This window comes from Pseudomonas sp. DVZ6, assembly GCF_024259445.1.
GTDB classification, from domain to species: domain Bacteria; phylum Pseudomonadota; class Gammaproteobacteria; order Pseudomonadales; family Pseudomonadaceae; genus Aquipseudomonas; species Aquipseudomonas peradeniyensis.
This window is the reverse complement of record NZ_JANCLM010000020.1, coordinates 1-19179: the sequence shown is the minus strand read 5'-3', so window position 1 is coordinate 19179 and position 19179 is coordinate 1. Positions and strand designations below refer to the sequence as shown.

The window sequence follows — 19179 nt, the reverse complement described above, 5'->3', positions numbered from 1 at the left end:
TTCTCACCAGTAGAGCGACAGCGCCAGGGCGCCGAACAGGCAGACGAACAGCGACAGGCGCAGCAGCGCCGGGTGCCAGAAGAAGCGATAGCCATCAACGCTTGCGATGAACCGGTCCAGCCCCCAGGCCAGGCCCAGGGCGAACAGGAACATCAAGGTCATGGTGGGCATGTACACGCCATGGAAGGCGATCTCACGGGGCATGGTGCATTCCTTTCGCCGGTGCCAGCGGCGACTGTGGGTCGAGCAGGGAGGAACGTATGAAGTGCAGGTAGCTCTGCGCCCGGCGCAGCACCGAGGTGTCGAAGTGCCGGGCGAAGGGTTCGTCGGTGGCCTGCACGCGGCTGATCGCATGGTCCACCGCCACCAGCGCGCGCTCGTGGTTGCTGGCGCTGGGTTGCAGGAACAGCCGCGCCAGGGCCCGGCCCATCACGCGGATGGCCTGGCGCCAGGGCTGCGACTCGGCGTAGGCCGGGTGGATCGGCGCGCGATCCTGCTCCTTGCGCAGCTCGATGATGGCGTGGCCGATCTCCAGCACGGTGAACATCCAGCCCATCAGCTCGCTCTGCACCTGCGGCTTGCCGGCTGCCAGGCCATAGGCCTGGTGCAGCAGGTCGCGGGTGCGGCTCTCGAACGCCGAGCCCAACCCGCGCAGGCGCCCACCGATGGCGAACAGCACCTGCTCGCGCAGCTCCTGCTCCAGGCGGCTCCACAGCCAGCGGCTGTTGGGCGGCAGGATGATCGCCCCGGCCGCGGCGCAGACGAACATGCCGATGACCATGCCGATGTAGTCGTTGATGAAGGTGTAGGGGTTATAAACAGTCAGGTTGTTCGGCACCGAACCGATGGCGAAGAACACCAGCAGGCCCAGACCGTAACCGGCATAGGCCGGGCGCGAGGCGAGGAACGCGCCGAGCACGAACACCGGCGCCAGCACCATGCACAGCAGCGGGAAACCGTCGATCCAGGGGAACACGAAGAACGTCTCGAAGAACCCGATGAACGCGCCGATCGCCGTCCCGCAGGCCATCTGGAACGACATGCGCTTGGGGTTCGGCGAGGCCGCCGACAGGCCCACGGTGACCGTGGCGATCAGGGTCATCATGGCGCCGCTGGGCCAGTCGCTGAGCAGCCAGTAGCTGCCCAGCAACAGCAGCACCGCCGAGGCGCGCACGCCGGCCGCCAGTGATACCAGCCAGCTGGTCTGGGCCACGTAGGGCTCGTCCCACTGCTCGCGCTCGTGCTTGTGCACGGCCAGCGAGGCGTGGGTCTCGGCGTAGCTGTACATCTCGTCGACGAAGCGGTAGAGCAGCTCGAAGGCGGTATGGAAGTCGAGCAGGTCGGACTCGCTGGGGTTGGTCTCCAGGTACTCGGCGCGCAGGCCACGCACCTGAGCCTGCAGGCCTTCCTTGTAGGTGCCCAGCTCCAGTGCCAGGCGCAAGGCATCAGCGTCAGTCAGAGCCCGACCGACATAGGGCTGCAGCAGCTCGGCCAGGGTGTCCAGGCCGGGCTCGATGGCGCTGACGATTTGCAACGGGCCACGGGCGCGCAGGCGTTCGAGCAACCGGTGCAGGGCGTTGAAGCGCGTGGTGATGGCCATGAACTCACTGTTCATCCGCACCAGGCGGCCGGAGCGCCGGCGCATGTGCGGGTCCTCGAAGGCGGTGACGTTGCGCAGGCTCTCCAGGCCCACCGCCTCGGCGACAAAGCGCACGTTGCTGGTCTCGAAGCGGTCGCGCTGGCTGTCGCCGCGCAGGGCCTCGACCACCACCCCGGCGAACACGCCGAAACGCTGGTACAGGCCGTTGCGCATGGCGGCACTGGCCGACTGCGGCAGGATCGCGGCACTGACGAAGGTCGAGACGAGAATCCCCAGGGCGATCTCCAGCACCCGCCACACTGCTGCCATGAACGCCTGGTCAGGGTGTTGCAGCACCGGCAGGCCGATCATCGCCGCCGTGTAACCGGCCAGCACGAAACCATAGGCGCGGAAGGTGCGGTAGCGCATGGCACCCGCCGAGCACAGGCCGACCCACAGCGCCAGGCTGGGCAGGAACAGCTCGGTGTTCTGCGGAAAGATTGCCATCAACGCGACCATCATCGCCGAGCCGGCCAGGGTGCCGAGCACCCGGTAGAAGCTCTTGGCGAACACATGGCCGCTCTGCGGCTGCATGACGATGAACACGGTGATCATCGCCGTGCGCGGCTGCGGCAGTTCCAGGCGCATGGCCAGCCACAGGGTGATGAACGCGGCGGCCAGCACCTTGAAGATGTAGACCCAGGTGACCCCGTCGGTGCGCGCCCAGGCGAAGAACCCCCGGCGCCATTCCAGGCTCCGCAGCCAGCGCAGGGGCAAGCTCGATGTGCTCATTCGGCGTGGTCCGGCTGGTCGAAGATGGCCAGGGTGGCCGGCGTTTTCGGTGCAGCCTGGCGCTCTTGCTCAGGGACATCCTTGCCCGCCTCCAGGCCGCCGCCCAGGGCGGTGACCAGCTCGGCGTGGGCGGTCAGGCGCGCGGCCTGCACCTGCTGCTGCACCTGCTGCTGGCGGAACAGCAGGGTCTGGGCGTTGAGCACGTTGAGGTAATCGGTCAGGCCACGCTGGAAGGCGACGGTGGCGATGTCGTAGGTCTTCTGCGCGGCGGCCACGCTTTCGGCGGCGAAGTGCGCCTGCTCCTTCATCGACTCGCGGCGGATCAGCTGGTCTGAAATGTTTTTCAGCGCGCCGATCACCGTCTGGTTGTAGCGTGCCACGGCCACGTCATAGCCGGCCGAGGCCACGCCCAGCTGCGAGCGCAGGCGGCCGCCATCGAAGATCGGCAGGCTGATGGCCGGCCCCACGTTGTAGTTGAACTTGCGCCCGGTGAGGAACTCCAGCGGGCCGCCGCCGGTGGCCATGAAGCCAAGGCCGCCGACCAGGTCGACGTTGGGGAAGAAACCGGCGTGGGCCACGTCGATGCCACGGGCCTGGGCCGCCACCTGCCAGCGGCTGGCAACCACGTCCGGGCGCTGGCCGACCAGTTCGGCGGGCAGGTTCGACGGCAGTTTCAGCGGCGCGCCGAGGGTCAGGGTCGGGCGTTGCAGCTGTGCGCCCTCCCCTGGCCCCTTGCCGGCCAGGGCGGCCAGCTGGTTACGAGTCAGGGCGATTTCTTCGTTGAGGCTGTCGATCTGGCGGTGGGTTTCCGGCAGCGGCGCCTCGGCCTGGCTGACCTCGAAATGGGTGCCGATGCCGCCGTCCAGGCGGCGCTTGGCCAGGGCGACGATCTGCTCCTGCTGCGCAAGCTCCGCCTGGACGATATCGCGCCGGGCGTAATGCAGGCTGAGCTGGATATAGGCGCGCACCACGTTGTTCTCCAGTTCCAGCTGGGCCTGGCGCGCCTCGGCGACGCTCATGTGCGCCTGGTCCACGGCCTGCTCGCTGGCATTGCGCTCGCGGCCCCACAGGTCCAGGGCGTAGCTGAAGCCGATGGCGGCGTTGTTGTCCCAAGTGTTGGCGCCGGACAACGCGCCCGGGCCGTAGAACTGATCCTCGGGCCAGTTGTGACGCTTGAGCGCGGCGTTGCCATTGGCCTGCAGTTTTTCCGCCGACTCGACCACGCCGGCCATGGCCTTGGCTTCCCGCACCCGGGCGGCGGCCATGGCCATGCTCGGGCTGCCGGCCAGGGCCTGGGCGATCCAGGCGTCGAGCTGCGGGTCGCCATAGACGCGCCACCATTGCTGGGCCGGCCAGTGGGCGTCGCGCGCGGCCTCGCGGATCGCGGCGTCGGTGGTCAGTTGGTTGGCTTGGAGGGTCTTGCTTTGCGGGGCGATGCCCCAGGTTCCGATACAGCCGCTCAAGGTGAGACAAAGGGCACAGGCACTGAACGCATGGAGCGCTCTGATGTGGCGACGCGGCACAGCTGCGATTTCCCGAGGAAGAGGTGGAGGGGCCGGGCAATTCTAGGGGCCGCCCGCACTGGCGATAAGCGCATAATCCTGCGAATCTTTGTTACCAAAACAGCGATAATCCGGCTTTAGTCGGAGGCAAAACTCCGTTACTTCATGTCACAATTTTGTCCTCTAAACCGAGAGTGACCCATGGACACCTTGCAAAACATGCGTGCTTTCAGTTGCGTGGCCCAGCTCGGCAGCTTCACCGCTGCCGCGGCGCAACTGGATACGACCACCGCGAACGTGTCGCGGGCGGTCTCCAACCTGGAAGCCCATCTGCAAACCCGCCTGCTCAACCGCACCACCCGGCGCATCGCGCTGACCGAGGCCGGCAAGCGCTACCTGATGCGCTGCGAACAGATTCTTACCTACGTGGAAGAAGCCGAGGCCGAGGCCAGCGACGCCCACGCCCGCCCCGCCGGGCAGTTGAAGGTGCATTCGATGACCGGTGTCGGCCAGCACTTCGTGGTCGATGCCATCGCCCGCTACCGCGAGTCGCACCCGGACGTGACCTTCGACCTGACCATGGCCAACCGCGTGCCCGACCTGCTGGACGAGGGCTACGACGTGTCCATCGTGCTGGCCAGCGAGCTGCCGGACTCGGGCTTCGTCTCGCAACGCCTGGGCATCACCTACAGCATCGTCTGCGCCTCGCCCGAGTACGTGGCCCGCCACGGCAGTGCGCACAAGCCGGCCGACCTGCTCAAGCATGCCTGCCTGCGCATGGTCAGCCCGGTGATCCCGCTGGAGAAGTGGCTGTTCGACGGCCCGGAAGGCCAGGAGATGGTCAACATCACCACCTCGCCGTTCCAGGTCAACTCCGCGGACGCTATGAAGACTGCGATCCGCAGCGGCATGGGCGTGGGCGTGCTGCCGATCTATTCGGCCATCGACGGCCTGCGCGACGGCAGCCTGGTGCGGATCATGCCGGAGTATCGCCTGCAGGAGCTGAACCTGTACGCGATCTACCCGTCGCGCCAGTACCTGGATGCCAAGATCAAGACCTGGGTCGAGTACCTGCGCAATTCGCTGCCGGAGATTCTTGCCGCCCATGAGGCCGACCTGAAGACTCATGAGCTGCTGATCGCCAACTGAAAAAAGCGGCTGCATTGGGGGTGGGGACAATGGTAGGTTGCTAACCATCGATTCCAGTGTCTGGCAGACAGGGCCATGGGAGGGCTGCGCCCTCCATCGCGGCACAAGGCCGCTCCTACAGGGGTACCCGGCACTTGTAGGAGCGGCCTTGCGCCGCGAAAGGGCCGCACAGCGGCCCCGCTCTTCTGCCCGAGTCCACCCCACGCCTTGCAGAGAAGCAGCACGATGAAAAAGACCGTCCTGGCCTTCAGCCGCATCACGCCAGCCATGGCCGAACGCCTGCAACAAGACTTCAACGTGATCGTGCCGAACCCGAAACTCGGCGACATCAGCGCCCAGTTCAACGAAGCCCTGCCCGAGGCCCACGGTCTGATCGGCGTCGGCCGCAAGCTCGGCAGGGCGCAGCTCGAAGGCGCGGGCAAGCTGGAGGTGGTGTCCAGCGTCTCGGTCGGCTACGACAACTACGACCTGGACTACTTCAACGAACGCGGCATCGCCCTGACCAACACCCCCGACGTGCTCACCGAAAGCACCGCCGACCTGGGCTTCGCCCTGATCATGGGCTGTGCCCGGCGCACCGCCGAGCTGGATGCCTGGACCAAGGCCGGCCACTGGCAGGCCACCGTCGGCCCGGCGCAGTTCGGCTGCGATGTGCACGGCAAGAAGCTGGGCATCGTCGGCATGGGCAACATCGGCGCGGCCATCGCCCGTCGTGGCCGCTTCGGTTTCAACATGCAGGTGCTGTACACCGGCAACAGCCGCAAGACCGCGCTGGAACAGGAACTGGGCGCGCAGTTCCGCAGCCTGGACGCCCTGCTGGGCGAAGCCGATTTCGTCTGCCTGGTGGTGCCGCTGTCCGACGCCACCCACAAGCTGATTGGCGCCCGCGAACTGCAGTTGATGAAGCCCAGCGCATTTCTGGTCAATATCGCCCGGGGGCCGGTGGTGGACGAAGCGGCGCTGGTCGAGGCGCTGCAGAACGGCACGATCCGCGGCGCCGGGCTGGATGTTTACGAGAAAGAGCCGCTCGCCGACTCGCCGCTGTTCAAACTGCCCAACGCCCTGACCCTGCCGCACATCGGCTCGGCCACCGCCGAGACCCGCGAGGCCATGGCCAACCGTGCGCTGGACAACCTGCGGGCGGCGTTGCTGGGTGAGCGGCCGCGAGATCTGGTGAATCCGCAGGTGTGGAAACACTGAAAGGTTGCTGCCAACCGTTCTGCCTCTTCGCGGGTAAACCCGCTCCCACAGGGACTGTGCAAGCCGTGTGGGAGCGGGTTTACCCGCGAAGAAAACAGTGAAGATTAGCGCCCTACTTGGCCATGGCCGTCATTATGACCGGCCTGGATTTCGGCTTGCGAAACACCAGCACATTCCCCGCCATCACCGCCACCAGGCCCAGCAATGCCGGCGCCGTCCATTGGTAGCCCTCGGCGAATGCCGACACATTCAACGCCACCAGCGGGAACAGTACCGTGCAATAGGCTGCCCGCTCCGGCCCCATGCGTCCGACCAGGGTCAGGTAGGCGGTAAAGGCGATCACCGAACCCGGGATCACCAGGTACAACAGCGAGCCGATGTAGCGGGCGCTCCACTCCATGTCGAAGGGGATGCCCTTTGCCAGGCAGTACACCGCCAGCATCGAGGCGCCATAGAGCATGCCCCAGGCATTGGTGGTCATCGGCTTGAGCCCGGCCTTCTGCTGCACGCTGGAGAGCATGTTGCCGGCCGAGAAGCACAGCGTGCCGAGCAGGCCCAGCCCCAGGCCGTACAAGGTCTCGCGGCTGGCGGCGTGGTGCGAGAGTTCCGGCCAGAACAGCAGGCCCAGGCCGAGCAGACCCAGGGCGCCGCCACCGAGCACATTGGCGGCGATCTTCTGGCCGAAGAAGATCCGTGCATTGATGGCATTCCACAAGGTGGCGGTGGAGAACACCACGGCGATCAGGCCGCTGGCGACCCACTGGCTGGCAGTGAGGAAGCACATGAAGTTGACGCAGAACAGGCACAACCCCTGGGCCAGGCACACCAGGTGGCCACGTCGGTTCATCGGTTGCAGACGGCGGGTGAGCAGCAGGAAGGCGAACAGGATGAGCCCGGCCAGGGCGAAGCGGTAGACGATCGACACCGGGATGGCGACCTCGCCCAACTGCCATTTCAAGGCAATCCAGGTGGTGCCCCAGATCAGGACGGTGAGCAGGTAGAGCGACAGGTTCATGATGGACTCCCTCGACAGGTATCAGGCCTATCGCGGGGCAAGCCCGCTCCCACAGGGCGCATGCGACCTCGATGGGAGCGGGCTTGCCCCGCGATGAAAACCCCATGAGCCCAGTTTCTTGCGCCATTGCTGTTCGGCGCTTGCATAAACTTGCGCTTTTCCTCCCCGGGTAGCTGCCATCCCGGTGCCGGCGCAGTACGATGGCCAGCAGAGGAACCGCCCATGCCCCCACTCGATCACCTGCAGGTCTTCAACGTCCTGAACGCCTCGCCCCACGCCAGGCTGGAGCTGAGCGCGCAACTGGGCGACGGGCTGGCGGCGGCCTTGTGGAGCAACCGCGACGATGCCCGCGACTACCAGGCGCCCAGCCATCACACGCTGTCGTGCTACATCGCCGACGGCACCGGCACCTTCCGTCGCCAGCGCCCTGGCGATCGCGGCGCACCGGACAAACTGTGCGTGATGCCCGCCGGCCACGAGTCGAACTGGGTGATCAACGGCACGATTCGCCTGGCCCACCTGTATATCAGCGAGGAACAGTTCGCCCTTGGCTGCACCCGCCTGCTGGACCGCGAGCCGCGGGAGATGCAGCTACGCGAGGCGACCTTCCTCGACGACCCGCAACAGGCCCGGCGCTTCCGCGAGCTGATCGGCCTGGACTGGGCCGAGCCCGGCGAACGCCTGCTGGCCAGCAGCCTGGCCCACGACATCATCGACCACGCCGTGCTCAACCAGGTCGGCCTGCGCCAGGGGCTGAAACTCAAGGGCGGACTGGCACCGCACCAGCGTCGGCAACTGGTGGACTATATCGAGGCCAACCTCGACCAACCGCTGACCCTGGGGGAGCTGGCGCTGCGCTGCAACCTGTCCGAATACCACTTCGCGCGGATGTTCCGGGCGAGTTTCGGCTTGCCGCCGCATCAGTACCTGCTGGCCCGGCGGCTGCAGCGGGCGTGTCGGTTGCTGCGCATGGGCACGTTGCCCCTGGGCGAGGTGGCGTTGTTGTGCGGGTTTGCCAGTGCCAGCCATTTCAGCAACCGGTTCCGCCAGGCGCTGGGGGCGACGCCGGGGGCGTATCGGGCGGCGTTTGCCGGTTGAATCCTGGGGCCGCGTTGCGGCCCTTTCGCGGCACGAGGCCGCTCCTACAGGAGACCGCGTACTTTGTAGGAGCGGCCTCGTGCCGCGAAAGGACCGCAAAGCGGTCCCGGCGATCTAGAACTCCAAGGTGCTCGACAAGCTCACCTGCCGAGCATCCCCCACCGCGACGAAATACCGGTTCACCGCCGAGCTGTAATACACCTTGTCGAACAGGTTCTTCACGTTCAACTGCAAGCGCACCTTGTGCTCGTCCAACTTCGTTTCGTAGCTGGCAAAGGCATCGGCCACGGTGTACGCCGGCAGGTCGAAATCATTGGTGGCGTTCCCCGCACGCTCCCCCACATAACGCGCACCAGCCCCCAGTCTCAGGCGATCGCCGCCGAACAGGCTGCCATAGTCATACACCGCCGACAGCGAACCACTGTGCCGGGCGACATTCTGCAGGCGATTGCCCTTGAGCTGCGGGTCCTTGGTCACCTCGGCGTCGGTGAAGGCGTAGGCGCCGATCAGGCTCCAGCGCTCGCTGAGCTGGCCGGTCAGGTCCAGCTCGACGCCGCGTGAGCGCACTTCGCCCGCGTTGCTGTAGAGAATGGTGCCCGGCTGGGTGTCGCCATCGGCCACCAGCACGTTGCGCTTGGTGATGTCGAACAACGCCAGCGTACCGGTCAGCGCCCCCGGCACATCGAGCTTGGCCCCGATTTCCCAGGACTTGCCCTCCTCCGGCGCTATACCTGAGTCCAGGGTCAGGGTGCGGCCACCGCCGATGCTCAGCGGGGCGATGGTCGAGTTGGGCTTGAACGACTCACTGTAGCTGGCATACAACGACAGCTGGTCATCGACCTTGTACACCACGCCCGCATGGGGCACCCAGGTCTGGTCGCTGGTGTCGGTATTGACGTTGAACGGCCGGCCGCGCCCGGCGTACTGGTCGTACTGCTGAAAGCGCCCGCCGGCCACCAGAATCCAGTGCTCGTCCAGGTGCCAGGCGTCCTGCAGGAACAGCGAATCGGTGCGCAGCTTGTCGGTCTGGTCGCTGTCGCTGGCGCGCACGCTGGTGCCTTCCACTTCGCGGCCATAGACCGGGTTCAGGTAGCTGAAGGTCGAGCGGCTATTCTGGCGGATCAGGTCGGCGCGGTAGACCTTGCGGTCCTCATGGTCGACACCGACCACCAGGTCGTGGCGCATGCCCGCCAGCTCAACGCTGCCGTTGAGGCTGAGGGTGGCGAACTGGTCGCGGCTCAGGGCGCCCTGGGTGCCGTCGATGCTGCGTGACAGCGTGCCCTTGCTTTCATCCACGCCGGTCACGCGAACCTGACTGGCGTCGTAGGTCTCGCGGTTGAAGCTGTAGCCGAAGTGCAGTTTCCAGTCATCGGCCAGGCGATGGTCGACCTCCAGGCGGTACAGGTCGGACCGGCCCTCCATGTCGTTGAACCGCTCGTCGAGGCGACGGCTGGCGGGAATGTTCAACGGGTGGCCGTCGCTGCCAAAGGCGGTGCCACGGTCGAATGGGTAGAGAAACTCGCGGTGCTCATAGGCCAGTACCACCTGGGTGTCCTCGCCGTACCAGGCCAGCGACGGCGCCACCAGCGACTCGCGGTGCACGCCGTAGTTGCGCCAGTAGTCCTCGTCCTCGTGATCGACGATCAGGCGATAGGCCAGGTTGCTGTCGCCCAGCGCGCCGGTGCTGTCCAGGCCGCCGCCACTGCCGTTCTTGCCGCTGCCGTAGGTCGAGCCACGCAGGGTCAGGGCGTTGTACTGCTGCAGTTGCGGGCGCTTGCTGACCACGTTGATCACCCCACCCGGGTCCTGGATGCCATACAGCAGCGAGGCCGGCCCCTTGAGCACCTCGACCCGCTCGGTGCTGGCGTTGAGGGCGCGGCCCTGCACGATCGGCATGCCGTCACGCATGATCGAGCCGTCGCGGTTGTCGCCGAAGCCGCGCTTCATCACGGTGTCGGCGGTACCGCCGAAGTTGTTGCCCTGGGTGATGCCGCTGACGTTGTACAGGGCATCGTCCAGGTTGCGCGGCGCCTGGTCGCGGATCACCTGGGCCGGGACCACGTTGACGGCCTGGGGGATGTCCAGCGTCGCGCCCTGGCCACGCATGATCGAGGCGCTGGCTGGCGGCTGGTAGCTGTAGTCGTCCAGCTGCGAGTTGATGGTGGTGGCCTGCAGGTTCAGCGCGCCGGAGCTGTCGACCGGCTCCAGGGTCAGGGTGCGGGCGTCGAGGCGGCGCCAGGCCAGGCCCGAGTTGCCGAGCAACTGCTGCAGCGCCTGGTCGGCGTCGAAGGTGCCGTTCAGCGCCGGGGCCTGCACATCCGGCAGGACCAGGGTGTAGACCACGCTCTGCCCGGTGGCGCGGCTGAAGGCGTTGAGTGCCTGGGCCAGCGGCTGGCTTGGCTGGGCAAAGCTGTAGACCTGGCTCTGCTGCGCGGCCAGGGCCTGGGGCGCGATGGCGATAGCGGGCAGGGAGCAGAGGCCGAACCAGAGCGGGACGCAACGCGGGGTGAACTTCATGGACGCGGACCTGTGAGAGGGATGATCGTTTGCGAATGAATCGCACTTCCACTCACTACACGGATGCCGTGGGGGGATACCTCATCACCTGATCGAAAAATTTTTGCTGCACCGACGTCTTCGCGGGGCAAGCCCGCTCCTACAGGGACCGCGCAACCCCCGCGATGGCGTCGGCTCAGGTCAACGCAAGACGGTCAGCCGCCCCAGCAGCGTCTGCCGCGAGAAACCCATCACCTTGCCCAGCGAATCCAGCGCGGACAGTGGTTCCGCCACCGGGAAACTGCCACTGACCCTGCGCTGCCCCAGCTCACCGTCAAGCAACAGGATCCGCCCGGGGTAGTAACGCCCAAGGTCCTCGACCACCTGCGCCAACGGCACCTGGTAATAGTTCAGCCAGCCCTGGCGCCAAGCCAGGCGGCTATCGCTGTCTACCGCCTCGACCCCACCAGCCACACCGTCGGCATAGGCCAGTTGCTGGTTGGCGGTCAGCTCGCGGGCCGCCTGCCCTTCGGCCGCTGTCACCGCCACGCGGCCGCTGCGCACGGTGACCTGGGCGCCATCGCCCTGCCCGCGTACCTCGAACTGGGTCCCCAGCACCCGCACTTCACCGCCCTGGGCATCCACCAGGAACGGCTCGCCGGTATGGGTCACCTCGAAGAACGCGGCGCCGCGCAACAACCGCACGCGCCGCTCGCCCTGGGCGAAATCCACCGCCACGGCTGTGCCGGCATCCAGGGTCAGCTGCGAATGATCGGCCAGGGTCACCTGCCGCACCTGCGCGCCGCTGGTGTAGTCGGCACGCAGGTCCTGCAGCCAGAACTGCGGCTGCCAGCCCGCCGCGCATCCCAGCGCCAGCACAAGACACGCTGCCACCGCCAGGCCGCGCCACGGCCTCTTGCGCGCGGGTCGGCGCATGGCGTCCAGGTACTGTTGCAGGCCCTCTCGCTCCTCGACTGCCAGCCGCGCCGCCGGTGCCTCGCTCAGGCGCCACAACGCCTGGGCTTCGGCATAGGCCTGGCGATGGGCCGGGCTCTCCAGCAACCAGCGCTTGAACGCTGCGCCCTCGGCCTGCGCCGGCTGCTGCTGGATGCGCCCCAGCCAGCGCAGGGCGGCCTGGGACTGTGCAGCAGTGATTGGCTGTTCAAGACTCATCGACGGGCGCTCCCTGGCCGGCGCAGTGAGGACGCGGGTTCGGCGACGCTCGCCTTGCACGCTTCGAGGGCGCGCATCATATGCTTTTCCACCGCGCTCTGGGACAACTGCATGGCCTTGGCGATCTCACCGTAGGTGCAGCCATGGATGCGGTTGAGCAGGAAGATCTGCCGCGTGCGCTCGGGCAATGCCCGCAGGGCCGTCTCGATACGCTGCAGGTCGTGGTCAACTTCCAGGGCCTGCTCGGGAGCCTGGCTGCCCTGCGGCTCCTCGGGGTCGTGCAGGCCTTCGGCGGCCCGGTCGCGGCTGCCTTCGCTGCGCAGATAATCGATGGCCAGGTTGCTGGCGCTGCGCAGCAGGTAGGTGTCGAGCGCCTCGACCTTCACCTCGGGGCGCCGCCAGAAACGCAGGAACAGGTCCTGGACCAGGTCCGACGCCGTGGCGCGGCAGCCGACGCGCCGGCTGACCAGCGCCTCCATGCGTGCGCGCTGGGCCAGGAACACCTGGAGAAAGCGCGCCCGACCACCGCCAGCCTCGGAGTCGCTCAAGGGCCTAGACCGCCAACACGGCCAGCAGCGGTCCGAGCACCAGGCTGGCGAGCGCCGCGCCGAGCAGCAGGCGCGGCTGGTAAGGCAGGCCGAACACCCACAGCGTCACCCCGGCCATCAGCACGGCGATCCACTCCACCAGGCCCAGGGCCCAGCCGCGCCCGTGCACGGCGAGGATCAACGACAGCAACAACAACGCCCAGCCCCCGACCTTCAGGGCTCGCAGTTGCCGGCTCGTAGGCTTGCGCCCGAGCAGGTCGTTGAAGTGCTTTTCCATGGCCAGGCACAGGCTGGCGAAACCGGCGAAGCCCATCAGCGCGACACCCAGCATCAGCTCGCCTCCACGGTCTTGGCGGCGCGTGGCGCACGCTTGGCGACCGGCTTGGGCGCACGCAACATCTTGCCGGCGGCCCAGGCCAGGAACAGGCCGGTGGCCAGCGCCGTCAGGTCGAAACCTGCCATCGCCCAGTCACCCGCGGCGATGGAATGATCAAGCCCCTTGTCGGTGGTCAGCGCGTTGAGCACCGGCAGCACGGCGAACGCCAGCGCCCCCAGGGTCAGTTGCTCACCCCAGGCGCGGCGTCCACTGCGTAGCATGGCGTGGAGCAATGACGCGCCCCAGGCCAGGAAGAAGGCGTTTATCTCCCAGTCGGCCCGCCCGTCCATGGCCGGCGGCAGCAGGCGATTGGCCCAGAAGAACGCCGCCACGCCCAGCAACAGGCCGCTCATGCTGGCGATGTTCAGCACTTCGACCAGGCGCAGCTCGCCAGGCATGCGCTCGCTCTTGGCATGCTTGAGCTGTCGCTTGCCCAGCCACATCACCAGCCCCGTGCCGATCACCGCCGTGCCGGCCACGCCGAAGACGAAGTACAGCCAGCGCAGCCAGGGCCCGGCGAAATTGCCCATGTGCAGGCCGACGAAGGTGAAGGAGGTGGTCATCGCCGCGCTTTCCGGCGCGCCACGTCGCAGCAGTTCGCCACTGACGCCATCGAAGGTCCAGATGGCGCTGCGCTGGTAGGCGACGCTGTCGGCCGAGGCGCGGGTGAAGGTGACCCGGGCGTTGCGGTCGCCGGGATTGTGCACCTGGATGTAGCCCATGCGTGCACCCGGCGCCTGTTCCTGGACCTTGGCGTACAGTTCGGTCAGTGGTGCCAACGGCGCGGCCTGAGCCGCCGTCTTGGGTACTTCGTCGCGGCCGAACACATCGTTGAAATAGCCGCTGCTGTCGCCGTAGCTGGCCAGGATGCTGGCCGGCATGACCATGTACATGAAGATCACCAGGCTGCTGTAGCTGATCATCAGGTGGAACGGCAGCACTAGCACGCCGATGGCGTTGTGGCCATCGAGCCAGGAACGCTGGCCCTTGCCCGGGCGGAAGGTGAAGAACTCCTTGAAGATCTTCTTGTGGGTGATGATCCCGGTGACCAGCCCGAGCAGCATGATGAAGGCGCAGAAGGTCGACAGCCAGCGGCCCCAGGGGTGGGGCATCTGCAGCTGGAAGTGGAAGCGGTAGAAGAACTCGCCGCCACGGCTGTCACGGGCCTCGACCGCCTCGCCGGAGCGGGCGTCGAGTTCCTTGTCGGTGAAACCGCGGCGCCCGCCGCCGTTCGGGTCGCGCCAGCTGACGCTCAGCGCCGCCTCGCGCTCGCTGGGCAGGCGGATGAACCAGGTGCTGGCGTGGCCGGCATTGGATTCCAGGTAACGCTGGGCCAGCCCGAGGCTGCTCACCGGGTCAAGCGGATGGCTCTGCACCTCGGGCTGGGTCCAGTGGCTGATTTCTTCCTTGAAGTACGACAGCGTCCCGGTAAGGAAGATGGCGAACAGCAGCCAGCCGAAGATCAGGCCGGTCCAGGTATGCAGCCAGGCCATGGCCTGGCGGAAGCCTTCTTTCATGGCAGGTTCATCCAGTAGGCCAGCGCGTTGATCAGCCCCAGGGCCAGGCTTGGCAGCAGCACGCCCAACCAGGCGCGCCAGGCACTGCGGCAGGCGAAGCACCAGATGAAGGCGATCAGGTAGAAGACGAACGACAGCATCATCCCGGTCATCGTCGCGTCGGCCTGGGTCATCGGCGCGAGCAGGGTTATGCAGACACTGGCCATCGACGCCAGCAGGTAACCGCCCAGCAACGCGGCCAGGCTGCGTGAGGTCACGGCCAGGCGGTAGCTCAGGGGAAGGCCGGCGGCTTTGCTCTTCATGGCGAGGGTCCGGGAATTGGGGTTGCAATACTAATGATTTCAATTCTCATAAGCAAAGCATGCCGGCGCCAGCGGTAGGCATGCCTTGCGTCGGCAGCGATTGCCGAACACCGGTGGCATGAATACAATGCGAACAATTCTTACTTCCAGTTGCGCTTTGCGGCGCCGGAGTCGTATCGGTGTCCAGTGCCCTCTCTTCCACCGTCGAAGGCCTTTACCACGCCCATCACAGTTGGCTGACCGGCTGGCTGCGACGACGCCTGGGCTGCCCGCAGAGTGCCGCCGACCTGGCCCAGGACACCTACCTGCGCCTGCTCCAGGCCCGCGAGGCACCGCAGCTGATCGAACCCCGTGCCTTCCTCACCACCGTGGCCAAGCGCGTGCTGTGCAATCACTTCCGCCGCCAGGAGCTGGAGCGCGCCTACCTCGAGGCCCTGGCCCAGTTACCCGAGCAGGTGGTCCCCAGCGAGGAAGACAAAGCCATCATCCTCGACACCCTGCTCGAACTCGACCGCCTGCTCGATAGCCTGCCACCGCTGGTCAAGCGTGCCTTCCTGCTGGCCCAGGTCGATGGCCTGGGCCAGGGGGATATCGCCCGCGAGCTGGGCATTTCCCTGGCGACGGTCAAGCGCTACCTGCACAAGGCAGCCTTGCGCTGCTATTTCGCCTTGTGAATCCTGCCTTTCGAGGTTTTTGCGATTTTTTGGATATGAACGCTCCAATTCAAGATTGCCGGGGTCGCTTTGCGACCCTTTCGCGGCACAAGGCCGCTCCTACAGGGGGCGCGGTCACCTGTAGGAGCGGCCTTGCGCCGCGAAAGGGCCGCACAGCGGCCCCGGCAAATCCAAACCGGACGCCAATTTTCAACACTTTGGAAGGGCTGCCCCTGTGAACGCTGCCTTTTCCTCGCAGATCGCCGAACAGGCGGTACACTGGCTGATCGAGTCGCAGAGCGACAATTTCGACCAACACCAGGCCCTGGAGCGCTGGCTGCAGGCCGACAGCGAACACCAGCGGGCCTGGGCCCATATCCAGCAGGTCAACCAGCGCCTGCGCGGCGTCGCCGCCCCGGTGGTCCACGCCACCCTGCAGGCGCCTCCCTCGCCGGCCCGGCGCCGCGCCCTCAAGGCGCTGCTGCTGGCAGGGGTGGCCAGTGCCGCCGGGCTGGGCCTGCACCCGCACAATCCACTGCCCGGACTGATGGCCGACTACCGCAGCCCGGTCGGCCAGCGCCGCCGCCTGACCCTCGACGACGGCAGCCAGTTGCACCTGAACACCCGCAGCGCCGCCGATGTGCGCTTCGACGGCCGGCAACGCCTGGTGCGCCTGCAGGAAGGCGAACTGCTGCTCGAGGTGATCAACGATCCACGCCCACTGCGCCTGGCCACGGCCCAGGGCGAGCTGCATCTGCACAGCGGACGCTTCGACGTCCGTCAGTTCGACGGTTTCAGCCTGATATCGGTGTTCAGCGGCAGCGCCAGCGTGGCCGGCACACCGCTGCTGGCCGGGCATCAGGCACGTTTCGCGCAAGGCGGCTGGCAGGCAATCGCACCGCTGGACCCTAACCGGGCGGCCTGGGTGGAGGGCATGCTGGTGGTGTCGCAGATGCGCCTGGGTGACTTTCTCGCCGAGCTGTCGCGGTATCGACTCGGGCAGTTGGGATGCAGCGAGCGGGTGGCCGATCTACGGATTTCCGGATCGTATCCGCTGGCAGACAGTGAGCAGATCCTGGAGATGCTGGAAGTGACACTGCCGGTAAAGGTGCGGCGGTTCACCCGGTACTGGGTGTCGCTCGAGGCTGCGTCAACGGGTTGAGAGGCAAGCAACCGACATGGCCATCGCGGGGCAAGCCCGCTCCCACGATTATCGGCTCCAACCCAAAATTATTTCAAATCAGTTGAGCCATTTTCCAAACCTCGCGTGACAGAGAAGACAGAACCCCTTGTCACAGGACCTCCGTCACATGCCCCTGCGCCTCAGCCCCCTAGCCTACGCCCTGATCCTCGCCGCCCCGCTCGCCCTGGCTGGCGAGCCCCGCGCCTACCACATCGCGCCCGGCACACTGGAACAGGCCCTGAACCAGTTCGGTCGTGAAAGCGGCGCGCTGATCTCGTTCAGCCCGGGCCTGACCCAGGGCCTGAGCAGCCCGGGCCTGGAGGGCCAGTACGAGGTCAGCCAGGGGCTCGATGCCCTGCTGCGCGACAGCGGCCTGCAGGCGCGCCAGGAGACCGACAACGCCTACAGCCTGCAACCGCTGCCGGCCATAGGCGGCAACGCCCCGGTCGAGCTGGGCGCCTCGACCGTGGTCGGCGACTGGCTGGCCGAGGCCCGCCAGGACAACGTCTTCGAACATGCCGGCGCCCGCGACGTGGTGCGCCGTGAGGAGTTCGAACGCAGCGGTGCCAGCAGCGCCCGCGAAGTGCTCAACCGCATCCCCGGCGTTAACGCCCCGGAAAACAACGGTACCGGTAGCCATGACCTGGCGCTGAACTTCGGCATCCGTGGCCTGAACCCGCGCCTGGCCTCGCGCTCCACCGTGCTGATGGACGGCATCCCCGTGCCCTTCGCCCCCTACGGCCAGCCGCAGCTGTCACTGGCGCCGATCAGCCTGGGCAACATGGACGCCGTGGACGTGGTGCGCGGCGGCGGCGCGGTGCGCTACGGGCCGCAGAACGTCGGCGGCATCGTCAACTTCGTCACCCGCGCCATCCCTGAAGAAGCCACCTTCAAGGCGGCGATGCAGAACCAGATCAGCCCCTCGTCCAGCCAGGATGGCCTGAAGAACAGCGCCAACCTGTTGATCGGCGGCACCAATGCCAACGGTCTGGGCGGCGCCCTGCTCTACTCCGGCACCCGCGGCAGCGACTGGCGCGAACACAGCGACACGCAGATCGACGACCTGATGCTCAAGGGCAAGCTGCAACTGGACGAAGCCAACAGCCTGCATGCCATGGCCCAGTACTACGAGGGTGAAGCCGAGATGCCCGGTGGCCTGAGCACTGCCGCCTTCGACGCCGACCCGTACCAGTCGACCCGCCTGAAGGACAAGTTCTGGGGCCGCCGCACCCTGTTCAACCTGGGCTACGACTACAAGCAGGACGACCGCCAGTTCAGCGTCAACAGCTTCTTCACCAAGACCCTGCGCAGCGGCTACCTCGACCAGGGCAGCTTCGTCTCGCTGTCGCCACGCGAGTACTGGGTACGCGGTATCGAGACCCGCTTCTCGCAGGGCGTGGCCCTGGGCGACAGCTGGCACGAGCTGGGTATCGGCTACCGCTACGTCAACGAGGCCGGGCATGAACTGCGCTACCGCGAGCCGGTCAACGGCGCCCTGCCGACCACCGCCAGCCGCAACGACCGTGACACCCGCGGCAGCACCGAAGCCCACGCCATCTACCTGGACGACCGCATCGACATCGGCCGCTGGACCATCACCCCGGGCATCCGCTACGAGATGATCGACTCCGAGCAGAGCAACAAGCTCAATGGCCAGCAGTACCAGGGCAGCTACAACACCGCCCTGCCGGCACTGAACGTGATGTACCACCTCACTGACAACTGGAACCTCTACGCCAACACCGAAGGCTCGTTCGGCAGCGTGCAGTACAGCCAGATGCCCAACCGGGTCAGCAGCGGCGAGGTGAAACCGGAGAAGGCGCGCACCTGGGAAGTCGGCACTCGCTACGACAATGGCGACCTGCAGGCCGAGATCGGCGCATTCCTGATCAATTTCGATAACCAGTACGAAAGCAACCAGACCAACGACTCGGTGATCGCCCGTGGCGAAACCCGTCACCAGGGCATCGAAACCAGCGTGCGCTACGCCCTCGACGGCCTGAGCCCGGCCCTGGCCGGTTTCGACGTGCACGCCGGCTACGCCTTCGTCGATGCCACCATCCGCGAGGACGGCCCGAACAAGGGCAACCAGGTACCGTTCTCTTCCCGCCACAAGGGCACGCTGGGGATCGGCTTCACCGAAGGCCCGTGGCAGTTGAACCTGGACAGCAGCTTCCAGAGCAGCCAGTACGCCGACAACGCCAACACCGGCGGCGAGAGCGCCGACGGCAGCACCGGGCGCATCCCTGGCTACATGCTGGTCAGCACCCGCGCCGGCTATGACTTCGGCCCTGCGCTTTCGAACCTGAAGGTGGCGGTGGGAGTGAAGAACCTGTTCAACCGCGAGTACTACACCCGCTCGTTCGACGACAACAACAAGGGCAAGTACGTGGGTGAGCCGCGGACGCTGTATGTGCAGACGTCGGTAGCGTTCTGACGGCCTAGGGCAGAGGTATATGACGCCGCTCTCATGGAACAAAACATAATTCTGTGATTTGACTGGAGCAGCGGGGGGGGGGGGGGGGGGGGGGGGGGGGGGGGGGGGGGGGGGGGGGGGGGGGGGGGGGGGGGGGGGGGGGGGGGGGGCGCGGCGCGC

The 19179-nt window shown here is 66.8% G+C and carries 16 protein-coding genes; 6 read left to right on the top strand and 10 right to left on the bottom strand.

What is annotated here, in order from left to right; all coding sequences use genetic code 11:
- Nucleotides 1-3: 3 nt before the first annotated feature.
- From NMG10_RS13365 to NMG10_RS13355, 3 genes are read right to left on the bottom strand one after another with little or no spacing between them, the layout of a single operon-like run.
- A complete protein-coding gene (locus tag NMG10_RS13365) occupies nt 4-204 on the bottom strand; it encodes a DUF1656 domain-containing protein (RefSeq protein WP_028689551.1) in 201 nt (66 codons plus the stop codon).
- On the bottom strand, nt 194-2371 hold the full coding sequence (locus NMG10_RS13360; protein WP_254464515.1) for an FUSC family protein: 2178 nt from the start codon (nt 2369-2371) through the stop codon (nt 194-196). Before NMG10_RS13360 ends, NMG10_RS13365 begins: the two co-directional genes overlap by 11 nt.
- Nucleotides 2368-3894 (bottom strand): efflux transporter outer membrane subunit, encoded by a 1527-nt coding sequence (locus NMG10_RS13355; RefSeq protein ID WP_254464514.1) that lies wholly within the window; start codon nt 3892-3894, stop codon nt 2368-2370. Before NMG10_RS13355 ends, NMG10_RS13360 begins: the two co-directional genes overlap by 4 nt.
- A gap of 180 nt (nt 3895-4074) precedes the next feature.
- Between NMG10_RS13355 and NMG10_RS13350 the strand changes: the two genes are divergently transcribed.
- Both NMG10_RS13350 and NMG10_RS13345 read left to right on the top strand, forming a co-directional pair.
- Nucleotides 4075-5022, top strand: a complete 948-nt coding sequence (locus NMG10_RS13350; RefSeq protein ID WP_028689548.1) for a LysR family transcriptional regulator — start codon at nt 4075-4077, stop codon at nt 5020-5022.
- Nucleotides 5023-5247: 225 nt separating this feature from the next.
- Nucleotides 5248-6222 (top strand): D-glycerate dehydrogenase, encoded by a 975-nt coding sequence (locus NMG10_RS13345; protein WP_254464513.1) that lies wholly within the window; start codon nt 5248-5250, stop codon nt 6220-6222.
- A gap of 112 nt (nt 6223-6334) precedes the next feature.
- Here NMG10_RS13345 and NMG10_RS13340 read toward each other — a convergent pair whose 3' ends face one another.
- The gene (locus tag NMG10_RS13340) at nt 6335-7237 is read right to left on the bottom strand and encodes a DMT family transporter (RefSeq protein WP_203650618.1); all 903 of its coding nucleotides are present in this window, start codon (nt 7235-7237) and stop codon (nt 6335-6337) included.
- A 222-nt stretch (nt 7238-7459) separates the two neighbouring features.
- On the opposite strand from NMG10_RS13340, the gene NMG10_RS13335 reads away from it, so the two are divergent.
- Nucleotides 7460-8335 carry a helix-turn-helix domain-containing protein gene (locus NMG10_RS13335; RefSeq protein ID WP_254464512.1) on the top strand — a complete coding sequence of 292 codons (876 nt, stop codon included), beginning with the start codon at nt 7460-7462 and terminating at the stop codon, nt 8333-8335.
- Between the two features lie 114 nt (nt 8336-8449).
- On the opposite strand, the gene NMG10_RS13330 is transcribed toward NMG10_RS13335, so the two are convergent.
- From NMG10_RS13330 to NMG10_RS13305, 6 genes are all read right to left on the bottom strand, one after another.
- Nucleotides 8450-10852, bottom strand: coding sequence for a TonB-dependent receptor (locus NMG10_RS13330; protein ID WP_254464511.1), 2403 nt, complete (start codon nt 10850-10852; stop codon nt 8450-8452).
- 180 nt (nt 10853-11032) lie between these two features.
- Complete coding sequence (locus NMG10_RS13325; RefSeq protein ID WP_254464510.1) at nt 11033-12004, bottom strand: FecR family protein; 972 nt, start codon at nt 12002-12004, stop codon at nt 11033-11035.
- On the bottom strand, nt 12001-12552 hold the full coding sequence (locus NMG10_RS13320; protein ID WP_244670957.1) for an RNA polymerase sigma factor: 552 nt from the start codon (nt 12550-12552) through the stop codon (nt 12001-12003). The genes NMG10_RS13325 and NMG10_RS13320 overlap by 4 nt, the downstream gene beginning before the upstream one ends.
- 4 nt (nt 12553-12556) lie before the next feature.
- Nucleotides 12557-12883, bottom strand: a complete 327-nt coding sequence (locus tag NMG10_RS13315) for a DUF3325 domain-containing protein (RefSeq protein ID WP_254464509.1) — start codon at nt 12881-12883, stop codon at nt 12557-12559.
- Entirely contained in the window at nt 12883-14445 is a 1563-nt protein-coding gene (locus NMG10_RS13310) for a PepSY domain-containing protein (RefSeq protein WP_254464508.1), read from the bottom strand. Before NMG10_RS13310 ends, NMG10_RS13315 begins: the two co-directional genes overlap by 1 nt.
- Complete coding sequence (locus NMG10_RS13305) at nt 14442-14747, bottom strand: DUF3649 domain-containing protein (protein WP_186712930.1); 306 nt, start codon at nt 14745-14747, stop codon at nt 14442-14444. The genes NMG10_RS13310 and NMG10_RS13305 overlap by 4 nt, the downstream gene beginning before the upstream one ends.
- Nucleotides 14748-14926: 179 nt before the next feature.
- Here NMG10_RS13305 and NMG10_RS13300 point away from each other — a divergent pair, with 179 nt between their 5' ends.
- From NMG10_RS13300 to fecA, 3 genes are all read left to right on the top strand, one after another.
- On the top strand, nt 14927-15421 hold the full coding sequence (locus NMG10_RS13300; protein WP_232855701.1) for a sigma-70 family RNA polymerase sigma factor: 495 nt from the start codon (nt 14927-14929) through the stop codon (nt 15419-15421).
- Nucleotides 15422-15635: 214 nt separating this feature from the next.
- Nucleotides 15636-16562, top strand: coding sequence for a FecR domain-containing protein (locus NMG10_RS13295; protein WP_254464507.1), 927 nt, complete (start codon nt 15636-15638; stop codon nt 16560-16562).
- 148 nt (nt 16563-16710) lie between these two features.
- Nucleotides 16711-19020 carry a TonB-dependent Fe(3+) dicitrate receptor FecA gene (fecA, locus tag NMG10_RS13290; protein ID WP_254464506.1) on the top strand — a complete coding sequence of 770 codons (2310 nt, stop codon included), beginning with the start codon at nt 16711-16713 and terminating at the stop codon, nt 19018-19020.
- The last annotated feature ends 159 nt before the right edge of the window (nt 19021-19179 follow it).